The 13612-nt window shown below is 34.7% G+C and carries 11 protein-coding genes; 8 read left to right on the forward strand and 3 right to left on the reverse strand.

Going from position 1 to position 13612, the window contains the following annotated elements; all coding sequences use genetic code 11:
• The first annotated feature begins 321 nt into the window (after window positions 1-321).
• Together RMO83_RS16775 and lipB are read left to right on the forward strand one after the other, a co-directional pair.
• The gene (locus RMO83_RS16775) at window positions 322-1047 is read left to right on the forward strand and encodes a hypothetical protein (protein ID WP_310560852.1); all 726 of its coding nucleotides are present in this window, start codon (window positions 322-324) and stop codon (window positions 1045-1047) included.
• 69 nt (window positions 1048-1116) lie between these two features.
• Window positions 1117-1836: a lipoyl(octanoyl) transferase LipB gene (lipB, locus tag RMO83_RS16780; RefSeq protein WP_310560853.1), complete on the forward strand. Its 720-nt coding sequence runs from the start codon at window positions 1117-1119 to the stop codon at window positions 1834-1836.
• Between the two features lie 67 nt (window positions 1837-1903).
• Here the strand turns inward: lipB and RMO83_RS16785 are convergent, their stop codons facing one another.
• Window positions 1904-2602 carry a ribonuclease HII gene (locus RMO83_RS16785; RefSeq protein ID WP_310560854.1) on the reverse strand — a complete coding sequence of 233 codons (699 nt, stop codon included), beginning with the start codon at window positions 2600-2602 and terminating at the stop codon, window positions 1904-1906.
• A 171-nt stretch (window positions 2603-2773) separates the two neighbouring features.
• On the opposite strand from RMO83_RS16785, the gene RMO83_RS16790 reads away from it, so the two are divergent.
• The 4 genes from RMO83_RS16790 to RMO83_RS16805 all read left to right on the forward strand — a co-directional run bounded on the left by RMO83_RS16790 (window position 2774) and on the right by RMO83_RS16805 (window position 7031).
• Complete coding sequence (locus RMO83_RS16790; protein ID WP_310560855.1) at window positions 2774-4726, forward strand: putative porin; 1953 nt, start codon at window positions 2774-2776, stop codon at window positions 4724-4726.
• Between the two features lie 184 nt (window positions 4727-4910).
• Complete coding sequence (locus tag RMO83_RS16795; RefSeq protein WP_310560856.1) at window positions 4911-5393, forward strand: 3'-5' exonuclease; 483 nt, start codon at window positions 4911-4913, stop codon at window positions 5391-5393.
• Between the two features lie 78 nt (window positions 5394-5471).
• Window positions 5472-6743 (forward strand): DUF2851 family protein, encoded by a 1272-nt coding sequence (locus RMO83_RS16800; protein WP_310560857.1) that lies wholly within the window; start codon window positions 5472-5474, stop codon window positions 6741-6743.
• 60 nt (window positions 6744-6803) lie between these two features.
• Window positions 6804-7031 carry a PspC domain-containing protein gene (locus tag RMO83_RS16805; protein WP_310560858.1) on the forward strand — a complete coding sequence of 76 codons (228 nt, stop codon included), beginning with the start codon at window positions 6804-6806 and terminating at the stop codon, window positions 7029-7031.
• A gap of 77 nt (window positions 7032-7108) precedes the next feature.
• Here RMO83_RS16805 and RMO83_RS16810 read toward each other — a convergent pair whose 3' ends face one another.
• Window positions 7109-8587, reverse strand: coding sequence for an amino acid permease (locus tag RMO83_RS16810; protein ID WP_310560859.1), 1479 nt, complete (start codon window positions 8585-8587; stop codon window positions 7109-7111).
• 347 nt (window positions 8588-8934) lie between these two features.
• Here RMO83_RS16810 and eno point away from each other — a divergent pair, with 347 nt between their 5' ends.
• Together eno and RMO83_RS16820 are read left to right on the forward strand one after the other, a co-directional pair.
• On the forward strand, window positions 8935-10227 hold the full coding sequence (eno, locus tag RMO83_RS16815; RefSeq protein ID WP_310560860.1) for a phosphopyruvate hydratase: 1293 nt from the start codon (window positions 8935-8937) through the stop codon (window positions 10225-10227).
• 148 nt (window positions 10228-10375) lie between these two features.
• Window positions 10376-11659: a citrate synthase gene (locus RMO83_RS16820; protein WP_310560861.1), complete on the forward strand. Its 1284-nt coding sequence runs from the start codon at window positions 10376-10378 to the stop codon at window positions 11657-11659.
• A 31-nt stretch (window positions 11660-11690) separates the two neighbouring features.
• Here the strand turns inward: RMO83_RS16820 and RMO83_RS16825 are convergent, their stop codons facing one another.
• The gene (locus RMO83_RS16825) at window positions 11691-13448 is read right to left on the reverse strand and encodes an O-antigen ligase family protein (RefSeq protein ID WP_310560862.1); all 1758 of its coding nucleotides are present in this window, start codon (window positions 13446-13448) and stop codon (window positions 11691-11693) included.
• Window positions 13449-13612: the final 164 nt, after the last annotated feature.

Genomic DNA, 13612 nt, shown 5'->3' on the forward strand with positions numbered 1-13612 from the left:
AGTCTTTATGTGTTAAAATTGCAAAGCGCAAAATGATTTGCTAGGAGCTCCCTCTATTTTGGAGAGGGCGGGGGGTGAGGAGTTTTTTTAGGAGCAGAAACATTGGGTTTTTCATCACGACTCGTCCCGCTATTCGCTTCAATCTTTTTTAAACCTATAAGGTTTTGGAAACCTTATAGGTTTGGTAAAAAAGGATTTCCGCTTCTATCGGGGCTAAACAACAACTTTTTGTTTTTCATAAAACCTTTCCCCAAAAAAACAATATAAATTCCGCACAAATTAATGTAATTTCGTTTTTAGAAACCTCAGAGCATTTAAAAAATGAAAAGAATCCTCCTCCTGTTAGTAATTCTATTTACTGCAAGTTGTCAAGTTACGGAAACACTTCGTCTCAATCCCGACGGAACTGGAACTATTGAAGTGCGCGAACTAAGAGACGAAAATAGTTATATGCAACTAGCAAAAGAAGAATATGCAAAGGAAGATTTCTATCGAGACACTACTTATGTTTTTAAAGATTATTTTAGTAAATACGGGGAGACATTTGCAAGAACATCAAAGGAAGACCAAAATGTGTATTTGAGATATTCAGATGTAAATGTTCATATCAAGAAAAGCTCAAGCGAAAAAGAATTCCGAACCCTAATTTCGCAACAATTCAAGAATGCGACTGATATTGTTGACCTTTATAAAGCCGAGGATTACGCCGATAATATTAAACATAACTATGCCTTATCTGCCGAAGAGCATTATTACAAAGTAAGTTACAGTTATGTTGGCAACCGTTTCAACAGAACCGTAAAAATCACCGATTCAATATTTCTAAAAAGAGAATTTGACCGATTAGAAAAATATAAAACCTACTACAAAGGACTTAAGCTCGTTCAAAATTATGTTTTGGATTATCATTTTCCTCGAAAAATTAAATCCGTTTCAAATCCGCAGGCCAAAATTAGTGAGAATCAAAAGTCACTTTCGGTAGAATTCCTATTAACTGATTGTGTGCAAAATCCAACAATTACGAATCTTGAAGTGATTTTGGAATAAACCTTTGTCTAAGTTCCGAACTTTGACAAAGATTTCCTTTGTACCTTTGCATTTTAGAACCCATTTTAAATGAACAAAATCATCCAACTTCAAGATTTAGGACTCCAAGATTATGCAGCAACTTGGGAATATCAGGAAAAAATATTCAAGGAAGTTGTCGATTTGAAAATCAAGAATAGACGAGAAGATTTGTCAATAGCAACCCCAAATTATTTTCTTTTTGTAGAACATCCTCACGTATATACTTTAGGAAAAAGCGGCGATTTAAAAAACCTTCTTTTATCCCAAAAACAACTCGAAGCCAAAGGCGCGACTTTCTACAAAATCAATCGTGGTGGGGACATTACGTATCACGGACCAGGCCAAATCGTGGGTTATCCTATTTTAGACTTGGAAAATTTCTTTACAGATATACATAAATACTTGCGTTTTCTGGAAGAATCTATCATCCTGACTTTACAAGAATACGGATTAGAATGTGGTCGAAGCGAAGGCGAAACCGGTGTTTGGCTCGGATCTGGAACTCCATTTGCCCGAAAAATTTGTGCGCTTGGCGTTCGCGCTTCCCGCTGGGTAACAATGCACGGTTTTGCATTGAATGTAAACGTCGATTTGGGTTATTTTGATAATATTATTCCGTGTGGGATTCGAGGCAAAGCAGTAACTTCTTTAAACGTAGAGCTCGGAGTTGAAAAAGTGGATGAAGAAGAAGTGAAAGCTAAAATATTGAAACATTTTTCTCAATTATTTGAAGCGGAGTTTGTGACTTTAAATAAGGCTACAAATTAGACGGATTGAACAGATTTTCAAGGTTTCTAACTTTTTGAGCTTTGTGTCTTCTTTGCGCTCTTTGTGATTAGATTTCCAATTTCAACTGTTCCGGCAACAATCGAAACGTCATTCTATGGTACTTCGTCACGCCATATTTCATTATTGCTTCGCGGTGTTCTTTCGTTGGATAACCTTTGTTTTGTTTCCAATTGTACATTGGGAATTCTTCGTGAATCGTGTTCATATACTCATCGCGATAGGTTTTTGCCAATACCGAAGCCGCGGCAATGCTCCTATATTTCGAATCGCCTTTAATTATGCTCTGATTGGGAATTGATTTCAATAATGCAATTTCAGCTTTAGAAAATTGTTTTCCGAAAGTGGTTTTCAAACCCAATTTGGCATTCAATGCTCGATTGCCATCGACAATAATAAATTCGGGAATTGGGTTTAATTTCAAAATACATTCTTGCATTGCTTTCATCGAAGCATTCAGAATATTGATTTCGTCAATTTCATTCGGATGCAAATGGGTTACAGCAAATGCAATGGCTTGACTTTCGATAATAGGACGAAGTTTTTCTCTTGTTTTTTCGGATAATTGTTTTGAATCGTTTAATTGTTCGAAGATAATTTTTGTCGTATCCGTTTGTGCTCCCTCTCCTTGGGAGAGGGTCGGGGAGAGGATAACAGCTGCAGCGGTTACTGGACCAGCAAGACAGCCCCGACCGGCTTCATCGGTTCCAGTTTCTAGGATAAAATGAGAAAAATTAGCAAGCAGCATAGTAGTGGTATAGAAACAACAAATATTGTGAAATTTTCTTCAAAAAAAAGCTTTTTTAGTGCTATTTCCCAAAACATTCCCATAAATCAGAGTGTTTTTTTATTTGTATCTTTTTTCATTTACCTTTGCTTTAATTAAAAAAGTGGTTCCCCATAATTATATTCTTTCTTGATGAGAATTTCCCTTCTGGTAGTTTTATTGTTTAGTACTGTTTTGCTTTTTTCTCAAGAGAGAAACAGTAGGAAATCAACCATTCCGAATAACAGCAGCGTTACTGATTCGGCGAAAGCGAAGAAACCTGAAGCTACAATTGATATGTACCGCGTAATTACTTTGGAACGTGACACGACTTATATCGATACTTCGCTTACCATTCAAAGAAAATACAGCCATAATTATTTGCGTAAAGACCTTTTTGGACTGTTGCCTTTCCCTAACGAAGGGCAAACTTACAATACCTTACAATACAGTTTGACTAGTTTTTCGCCGCTTCCAGAGTTTGGATTTAAAGCCAAACATTTTAATTTTCTTGAAGCGAACCAAATTCGATATTGTTCAGTAGCCACGCCTGTTACTGAATTTTTTTTTAAAACAATTATGAAAAGAGGTCAAAATTTGGATGCTTTTTTTACGCTGAATACTTCTCCAAGATTGAATTTTTCGATAGCGTATAAAGGATTGCGTTCAGAAGGGAAATATATAAATCAGCTAACCAGTACGGGAAATTTCAGGTTTACAACTAGTTACAACACTAAAAACAAGCGGTATTTTGCTAATTTTCATTATACTGGCCAAGATATTTTGAATGAGGAAAATGGCGGAATTACCACCGTTGAAGATTTTGAAAGTGGTAATCCAGCTTTTTTACAGCGAGATCGATTGGAAGTGTATTTGACAGATGCTCAATCGTTACTAAAAGGAAAAAGGGTGTTTTTAGATCACTTTTTTAGAATTAATTCTGTGAAGGGAAACAATAATTTGTATGTGACCCATCAGTTCAATTACGAAAATAAATTTTTTGAATTCAAACAGCCAACTGTAAATTCCATTGTTGGAGGAAAGACTGTTGTTCGATTTGGCGATTCCTATAAAAACAGCGGCATCAATGACCAAACGCATTATAACAAAACCTACAATAAAGTAGGATTGACGTATGAAAACACCACTTTAGGGAAGTTTAATTTTTTTGTTGATGATTTTTTCAGCAATTATTACTACAATCAAATTTTGATCAAGGTGGACGAAACGGTTCCGGCATTTTTGAGTCGAAGGATTGATTCCTATGGAGGACAATACGATTACCGGAAAAATAAATGGACTGGAAAATTTTTATTTACTCGATCGATTACCAATCAATCGCTCTCGAATTTAGATGCGAAAATGCAATATGAGCTAAATGAGGAAATGCTGCTTTCTTTCCAATATCAAAATGTAAACAAACTGCCCAACGATAATTATAATTTGTATCAAAGTAGTTATGTAAATTACAATTGGTCGAACGATTTTAAAAACGAGAAAATAAATTCAATCAGTGCCACCGCCACTACACCTTGGGTTAGCGTTGCTGCGCAATACTCGATATTTAATGATCATTTGTATTTTGCCGATGTTTCTGATGACGACCAAATAGCTTTACAACAACAAATAATTGCACCTTCGCAGTACGCCAATACCATTAATTATTTGTCGGTAAAAGCGAGTAATGAATTTAAGTTTGGAAAATTTGCCTTAGACAATACGATTTTATATCAAAAAGTAGGTCAATCGGAATTGATTCTTAATGTTCCTGAATTTGTTACCAGAAACACGCTTTACTACTCTCAAAATATGTTTAAAAAAGCCTTGTTTTTTCAAACAGGCGTCACTTTTAATTATTTCACTTCTTATTATGGCAACGAATACAATCCGGTAATTGGGGAGTTTTTTGTTCAAAATCAGAAAAAAATGGGAGATTTTACCAACTTCGATTTCTTCTTCAATGCACGAATTCAAAGGACTAGAATATATTTAACTTTGGAACATTTAAATTCCTCGCTTTCAGGATACAATTACTTGTCGTCACCAAATAATCCGTACACTGATTTTATAATTCGCTTTGGTTTGGTTTGGAATTTTTTCCAATAAAACGCAACCAGATTTGCATTAGATAACTAATTAAATTCATTTTGGAGTGATTTCAAATCCATTTTTTTAGTATTTTCGATGGCAATACTAAAGGCAATGTCATCAATCTAAAATCTACAAAAAACCTGAAATATAACTGCCAACTCCAACCCCAACTTCTAACCTCTAACTTCTAACTTCCAAAATGACCTTCACCGCCATAGATTTTGAAACCGCCACAGGCTTTCATCCTTGTTCAGTAGGAATTGTTACGGTCGAAAACGGTATTATTGTTGACGAATTTGTTACGTTGATTAAACCTCCAAGAAACGAATATTCGCCTTTTACCATAGCGGTTCACGGAATCTATCCGCGAGATACTGTGAATGCAAAAACCTTTGCGCAAGTATTTCCTGAAATCAAAAAACGATTGCAAAACCGTATTGTTGTGGCGCATAATGAAAGTTTTGACCGGAATGTTTTGGCCAAATCGATGGCGCTTTACGGCTTAAATTACGAGGATTTGAATATTGGCTCTCGTTGGGAATGTACAGTAAAAATTTACAAAGCCAAAGGCTTGAGGCCAACAAAATTAAGTGATTGTTGTCGTGAAATGCGCATTGAACTCAACCATCACGAAGCTTTATCGGATGCTCGAGCTTGCGCCAAATTGTATTTGATGCGATAAATTACTCAAAGATATAATTTTTCACTACTTTAGTCTTTTAATCTATCATCTATTCGTCTATCATCATCAAATCTAATTATGAAAGAAGATTTTCTCCATTATCTTTGGAAATTCAAGAAGTTCGATAGTTTGAATTTGAAGACTTTCAACGGAGAAGAAATTACGATTATCAATGTTGGAAACTATTTAGAACTTGCTGGTCCCGATTTTTTCAATGCTCAGCTTGTAATTGGAAATCAAAAATGGGCTGGAAATGTGGAAATTCATCTTAAATCTTCCGATTGGTATGTGCATCATCACGAACGAGACGAAGCCTACGAAAATGTTATTTTACACGTGGTTTGGGAACACGATACCGAAATTTTTAGAAGCAACAATTCCGAAATTCCAGTTTTGGTATTAAAGAATTATGTCGATACAGCTACAGTAGCCAATTATCAATCGTTGATGGCTCCAAAGTCGTGGATTTTTTGTGAAAAGCAATTAAAAGACATCAATGAATTTACATTAAAAAATTGGCAAGAACGTTTGTTTTTCGAACGTTTGGAACGGAAATCAAATCCCATTTTCGACTTACTACAACAAACAAATAACGATTGGGAAGCGGTTTTGTTTTGCCTTTTGGCCAAGAATTTCGGGTTGAATACCAATGGTGAAATCTTTTTGAAAATTGCACAAGCCATTCCGTTTTCGATTATCAGAAAAGAAAGTTTTGAGGTCGAAAATCTCGAAGCTTTACTCTTGGGAACTGCAGGTTTATTAGATTTAGAAAAGGAAGATGCTTATTTCAAGGATTTGAAATTTAGGTATTTTTATTTGTTGCACAAATATCAAATAGAAAAAAGATTGGTTGAGCCCGTACAGTTTTTCAAGCATCGACCAGATAATTTCCCTACAATTCGCTTGTCTCAATTGGCGAATTTATACCATAACCAGCAAAATTTGTTTTCCACAATTAGCACTTCAAATTCGGTGAAAAGTATTTATGAAATTTTTGAAATTTCGGTATCGAATTATTGGCAAAATCATTATCAGTTTGACAAAGAAAGCCCGAAGAAAAAGAAAAAACTTTCCAAATCATTTATCGATTTGATTATAATTAACACCATAATTCCGCTTCAGTTTGCTTTCGCCAAAAGTCAAGGAAAGGAAATTTCAGAAGACTTGATCCAGTTGTTAAATGAAGTAGCGTCGGAGAAAAATGCGATTTTAGATAAGTTTAGTTCCTTTGGAATAAAGTCTAAAAATGCTTTTGAGTCTCAATCTTTATTACAACTCAAAAACGAATATTGCAATAAAAGCCGTTGCTTGCAATGTGCCATCGGAATGGAACTATTGAAAAAAAGTTAATTAAATCATTCGTTGATTCAAGAAGGAGATAATTTCGTAATTTTGCCTAAAATAATAAGTATGAAAGCAGTAATTCGGCTCAAGTATTTTTTTGAAAAAAACGGTTTTCACGTTTCCTCGCGTCTTGCGGATAGTTTAGGAATGCGTGTGTCTGATGTGAGATTGTTTTTTATCTACATTAGTTTTGTAACCGCTGGTTTGTGGTTTGGCGTTTATTTGACCTTAGCTTTTTGGTTGCGATTAAAAGATTTGGTTCGAGCGAAACGCAGCTCGGTTTTTGATTTGTAGCAATTAATCTCGAATAAAAAAAGGGATTATAAAGTAGTTGATACTTTATAATCCCTTTTTGATTTCTGATTGGGTAATTATTTTTGTGGATTATTTAAAACACTATTTTTTTTACCATAAACAAAGTAGAATACAACACCTATTGCCATCCAAGCAAAAAGTCTTAGCCAGTTTGTCCAACCTAAACCGTACATCATTAATGAACAAGAAATCACACCGAGAATAGGAACGAAAGGAACCCAAGGTGTTTTGAATTCTCTTACCATATTAGGTTCTTTTTTACGCAATATAATGACAGCGACACAAACCAAAACAAATGCAAACAAAGTACCAATGCTGGTCATATCGCCCACAATATCTCCGGGAACAAAAGCTGCAAATGCTCCAACAATTACTAAGATTGCTAAATTCGCTTTGTAGGGAGTTTTGTATTTTGGATGTAAATCACTAAAAGATTTTGGTAATAAACCGTCTTTACCCATCGCATAAAATACTCTTGATTGTCCTAACAACATTACCAATATTACAGAAGAAAAACCTGCAAGGATAGCTACAGTAACTAATTGTCCTAGCCATTCGTATCCAACCATATATTTTGTAATTGCAAAAGCAACTGAGGCTTCTTTGCCACCAGTTCTGAAGTCTTCAACTGTTGCTACTCCAGTTAAAACATGTCCAAATAAAATATATAAAACGGTACAAATAGCCAAAGAACCTAGAATTCCAATAGGCATATTTTTTTTTGGATTTATAGTTTCTTGAGCGGCGGTGCTTACAGCGTCAAAACCAATAAAGGCAAAGAATACTGTTCCTGCTGCTCCTATTATTCCCCAAAATCCTCCAAAATCATGACCAACTCCATGTTCATCAGTAAAAATGGATGTTGGTGGAATATATGGGGTGTGGTTTGCAGGATTTATAAAATTCCAACCGATAATTATAATCATAATTACAATAGCAACTTTTACTACTACAATTATTCCGTTGACAAATGCGGATTCTTGTATTCCTTTAATTAATAGTAAACTAATTGCAACAACAATAAACAATGCCGGAAGATTTATTAGTCCATGCTCTCCAGTTTCTAAATTAGTTTGAAAAGGGGAATGGGATAACGAATAGGGTATAGGACTTGTATGTAGCACATTTACCAATAAATTATTGAGATATTCACTCCATGCAATGCCCACAGTTGCAGCGCCTACTGCATATTCTAAAATTAGATCCCAGCCAATAATCCAGGCCAAAAACTCCCCCATTGTGGCATAAGTATAAGTGTAAGCACTACCCGAAATTGGAATAGAAGAAGAAAGTTCAGCATAGCATAATCCTGCAAGTGCACAACCAATTGCCGCAACTACAAACGCAAGTGTTACCGATGGGCCTGCACTTTGTGCAGCTGCCGTTGCCGTTCTTACAAATAATCCTGCTCCAATAATGGCTCCAATTCCAAGAGCAATCAAAGTCCAAGCGGTCAGTGTTCTTTTTAATCCTTTTTCAGACTCAGCGGATTCTGCTATAAGTTGGCCTAATGGTTTTCTTTTCCAAATTGACATAAAATATCAGGTTTTTTGTTAATAATTTTCAAATATATTGTTTTTTAATCAGGCCTTCATGATTTTGAACTATTTTTTTTGTGGCACTATTTGTATTTTAAAGATTTCAAAAATAATTTGTTCCAATTTTTAGAATTATTAATTCTTGGCACCTCATTTTCAAGGCAAATGAGAATGAATAGGGTTGTTAATGTGAAAATAGGTCGTATGTGTATAGCATTTGTAAAACAACAGAATTATTACATCGTTTTCGTTAATAAGATTACAATTTTTTCATTTCCTGTTAATTATGGATATAGTATATTTGTCACTAAATAAATTATATTTCAACATTTAAATTAAAAAAAATGAGTATTATTATCAAAATTCACGCAAGACAAATTTTCGATTCAAGAGGAAATCCTACTGTAGAAGTAGATGTAGTTACAGAAAACGGAGTAATAGGAAGAGCAGCAGTTCCATCAGGAGCTTCAACTGGAAAGTTCGAAGCAGTCGAATTACGAGACGGAGGAAAAAACTTTCTTGGAAAGGGAGTTCTTAAAGCGGTTGAAAATGTTAATACTTTAATTGCTGAAGAATTAGTTGGAACATCGGTTTTTGAACAAAATTGGATTGATCAAACGATGATTGAGTTAGATGGTACGCCTAATAAAGCAAAATTAGGAGCGAACGCAATTCTGGGAGTTTCTCTTGCAGTTGCAAAAGCAGCAGCGAACGAACTTGGAATGCCATTGTACAGATATGTTGGTGGAGTTTCTGCAAATACATTACCGGTTCCAATGATGAATATCATCAACGGTGGTTCTCACTCCGATGCCCCTATCGCATTTCAAGAATTTATGATTTTTCCAGTAAAAGCAACTTCTTTTAGTCATGCGATGCAAATGGGAACGGAGATTTTTCATAATCTTAAAAAAGTATTACACGACAGAGGTTTGAGTACCGCTGTAGGTGACGAAGGTGGATTTGCGCCAAACTTAGCTGGTGGAACAGAAGATGCTTTAGATACTATTAAATTAGCTGTTGAAAAAGCAGGTTATACTTTTGGAGATGAAATAATGGTGGCTTTGGATTGTGCTGCTTCTGAGTTTTATGTAGATGGAAAATACGATTACACTAAATTTGAAGGACCAACCGGAAAAATCAGAACTTCTGCCGAACAAGTAGAATATATGGCTGAATTAGCAGCTAAATATCCAATTATCTCTATCGAAGATGGGATGGACGAAAACGACTGGGATGGATGGAAAATGCTTACCGAAAAAATTGGAGACAAAGTTCAATTAGTAGGTGATGATTTATTTGTAACTAATGTGGAACGCCTTTCAACTGGAATTGAAAAAGGGATTGCTAATTCAATTTTAGTAAAAGTAAACCAAATTGGAACTTTGACTGAAACTATTGCAGCTGTAAATATGGCTAAAAACGCTGGTTATACTTCAGTGATGTCACACCGTTCAGGAGAAACTGAAGACAATACTATTGCTGATTTAGCAGTTGCTTTGAACTGTGGACAAATAAAAACAGGTTCAGCTTCACGTTCAGATCGTATGGCAAAGTACAATCAGTTAATTAGAATTGAAGAAGAATTAGGAGATATCGCCTATTTCCCCGGAAAAAATGCATTTAAAATAAAATAAGCTTACATTTTTTGTTTAAAAGCCATTTACGTAAAGTAAATGGCTTTTTTTTTGAGTTTTAACAAATTCGTTGTGAATTTCATTTTTTAATTCCCTTGGAATTCCCTAAATTTGAAAAATAATTTATTAAGATTTATTTCAAAACACTATGTCAAAAACAGCAAAATTAGAAATTGACGGAAAAATATATGAGTTGCCAATATTTATTGGAACAGAAAATGAGGTATCTATCGATATTAGTAAATTACGTGACTCCTCAGGAGCGATAACTTACGATCAAGGATATAAAAACACTGGTGCTTGCAAAAGCGAAATTACCTTTCTAGATGGAGAAGAAGGGATTTTGCATTACAGAGGATATTCTATTGAAGAATTAGCAGATAAAGCTCATTTCCTTGAAGTATGTTATTTGTTGATTTTTGGTGAATTGCCTACAGATAAACAATTGTCGGATTTCGAAACGCACATTAGAAGATACACCTTGGTAAACGAGGAAATGAAAAGTATCATTGATGGTTTTCCAAAAACAGCTCATCCAATGGGAGTTTTGTCAGCATTGACAAGTGCTTTAATCGCTTTTAATCCATCGGCAGTAAATCCGGAAAACGAAGAACAATTGTATGAAGCAGTATGTAAACTGATGGGTAAATTCCTTGTAATTGCTTCGTGGACTTATAGAAAAAGTCAAGGATTTCCTTTAAATTATTATGACAATACTTTGGGCTATGTTGAAAATTTTATGCAGCTGATGTTTAAATTGCCAACACAACCTTATAAAGCTAATCCAGTGATAGTTGAGGCATTGGATAAATTATTTATTCTTCATGCCGATCACGAACAAAATTGCTCTACTTCGACTGTAAGAATGGTAGGTTCATCACATGCTGGTTTATTTGCCTCAATTTCGGCTGGAGTTTCGGCACTTTGGGGACCACTTCATGGTGGAGCCAATCAGGCAGTTCTCGAAATGTTGGAAGAAATTCACGCCAATGGTGGAGATGCTGATAAATATTTGGCCAAAGCCAAAGATAAAAATGATTCCTTTAGGCTAATGGGTTTTGGACATAGAGTATATAAAAACTTTGATCCACGAGCCAAAATCATCAAAGCCGCCGCCGATGATGTATTGAAAACATTGGGTTTTGATGATCCAATTTTGGATATTGCAAAAAAACTAGAAGCAGCTGCATTAACTGACGAATATTTTATAGCTAGAAAATTATATCCAAACGTAGATTTCTACTCTGGAATTATTTACCGTGCATTAGGAATCCCTACAGATATGTTTACCGTAATGTTTGCCATAGGTCGATTACCAGGTTGGATAGCACAATGGAAAGAAATGAGACTCAACAAAGAACCTATCGGGCGACCTAGACAAATTTACACCGGTTATCCTTTGAGAGAATTTATACCTTCAGAGAAACGTTAATTAAACTAATACATCATTTAAACCACTTCAATTAGAGTGGTTTTTTTTGTTTAACGAAACTCTCACTAAGATATGCCTTAGCCTGCTTCTTATAACCCACAATTAAAGGAGACGGAATTTTAACAGGTAGTTGCATTATTTCTTGCGCCATTGCTTTTGCTTTTGTGCCCTGTTTGGTTTCGATATATAAATTGAACAAATCCATTCGGGCTTCATATCGATACGGTTCCACATTCTTATTGTATCTGTAGATTTTCTCCGCTTGAGCATATTTTTTTTGTTGCTTCAAGCCATTGGCTAGAACCCTTCCTAAACTGGGTTTTCCAGAACGTTCAAAACCAATCTGTAAATACTGAAAGCCTTCATTTACATATCCATTTTTGATAAGAGTCAAACCTCCCATAAAAAATTCCTCTCCTGCATTATTAATTTTTGAAACATAGCCTTGTAATTGACTTTCACTTTTTAGATACATTTTATCTTCATACAATCTAAAGAGTTTATATTCGGCAGTAATTCTGGTGATGAGTACACCAGCAAATGACACCATCATACCCATAACTAAAAATCTGAATATGAAATGATTTTTTAATTCATAAACTACTTTTGGTTGTGTCGTGTTCACAATTACAATCGTGCAAATGCTAGCTATAATCATCAAAACAGGCAGCGTAATAATGCTTGTGGTAAATGAAAAAAGGAGCAAACAAATTAAAATAGCTCTCCCTATTTGAGTTTCAATACCATCGCTTTTTTTCCAAAAAAGCATCATTATTAAAAATAGAAAGAGTGCCATCCAGAATATACCCAATTCAAAAGTTAATTCTAGCAAATCGTTATTAGCTTTATAAATATAGCCTGCATTTTTCATCTCCCCCCAATTGGAGTTTTTTTCAAAATACGAAGCTTTGGCTTTGTTGTACTCTAATGAAAATGAATTTAAACCATAACCCAAGGGCTGTTCAGCTATCTGTTTTAAAACCTGTTGGGTAGTAAAAAATCGACCCGAAGTAGATTCGCTTTTGTTTTTACTTATGATGCCAATAAAATAAAAACTACCTGCCAAAAGTACCCCAATGCCCAAATACATTATCCACTTTGAAAAAGGTTTTGTTTTTACTTTTGAAACGATTAAAAAGTACCCGATTGCAACAAACAAACTGATAAAAGCACCTCTTGACGCCGAAACACAAAGCCCTAAAAAAATCAAAAGTGCACACAATCCTAAACCAATTTTCAACCAAAAAACAGTGGCTTTTCTCCATAAAAACAAAGTGCTAAGACAGCCAATGCTTAAAAAAACGCCCAATTGATTGGGTGAAAAGAACATTCCTGTGGAGGTGAAAAATTGATTCGGTGACGCCATCAAATGTTTCCATTGCAAGAACATCAACACCACATTGAGTAGGGCGGAGCCGCAACAAAAATAGAGCAAAGCAGAAAGTGTTTTTATAGTGGTTTCCCCTGCAGAACACTGATTCCTAAGTATAAAATACAGCACCACATACCCAATATAATTCCAAATATCACTATTATAAATAGTAGATTTTGAGATAAGCATAAAGTGTACTCGTCCAAATACGGCAAGTACTAGTATAATTGCATCAAAACTATTAATTTTTAAACTTTTACAATTTTTTTTTAATGCTACTCCAAAAACAACAACACACAAAACACCGAGCCAATAGATATATTTTCCTGCCAAAAAGGGGAGGTTTTCGCTAGAGCAACGGAGCATGGTAATCCCAAGAAATAAAAAGAATGAAATGGAATAAAATATATTCTTCATAGATAAAATGGAAATAGATTGTAGAATTGCAAATTTTAATTATTGAGAATTTATCTCTTAAAAATATTTTAAAATTTAACATAGTTTTAACTTAAATCGTTTTTTTTTATGAATTTTGGGTCAAATAATTAGAAAGTGATTAAAATAAAAATCTTCCTCTGTTC

It is taken from the genome of Flavobacterium sp., assembly GCF_031423415.1.
GTDB lineage: Bacteria > Bacteroidota > Bacteroidia > Flavobacteriales > Flavobacteriaceae > Flavobacterium.

Bases quoted from the DNA above. Each gene is read 5' to 3' on its own strand.
- RMO83_RS16820 (WP_310560861.1), top strand. From the start codon at position 10,376: ATGTCAAAAACAGCAAAATTAGAAATTGACGGAAAAATATATGAGTTG.
- eno (WP_310560860.1), top strand. From the start codon at position 8,935: ATGAGTATTATTATCAAAATTCACGCAAGACAAATTTTCGATTCAAGA.
- RMO83_RS16785 (WP_310560854.1), bottom strand. From the start codon at position 2,602: ATGCTGCTTGCTAATTTTTCTCATTTTATCCTAGAAACTGGAACCGAT.
- RMO83_RS16805 (WP_310560858.1), top strand. From the start codon at position 6,804: ATGAAAGCAGTAATTCGGCTCAAGTATTTTTTTGAAAAAAACGGTTTT.
- RMO83_RS16795 (WP_310560856.1), top strand. From the start codon at position 4,911: ATGACCTTCACCGCCATAGATTTTGAAACCGCCACAGGCTTTCATCCT.
- RMO83_RS16810 (WP_310560859.1), bottom strand. From the start codon at position 8,587: ATGTCAATTTGGAAAAGAAAACCATTAGGCCAACTTATAGCAGAATCC.
- RMO83_RS16775 (WP_310560852.1), top strand. From the start codon at position 322: ATGAAAAGAATCCTCCTCCTGTTAGTAATTCTATTTACTGCAAGTTGT.
- RMO83_RS16790 (WP_310560855.1), top strand. From the start codon at position 2,774: ATGAGAATTTCCCTTCTGGTAGTTTTATTGTTTAGTACTGTTTTGCTT.
- lipB (WP_310560853.1), top strand. From the start codon at position 1,117: ATGAACAAAATCATCCAACTTCAAGATTTAGGACTCCAAGATTATGCA.
- RMO83_RS16800 (WP_310560857.1), top strand. From the start codon at position 5,472: ATGAAAGAAGATTTTCTCCATTATCTTTGGAAATTCAAGAAGTTCGAT.
- RMO83_RS16825 (WP_310560862.1), bottom strand. From the start codon at position 13,448: ATGAAGAATATATTTTATTCCATTTCATTCTTTTTATTTCTTGGGATT.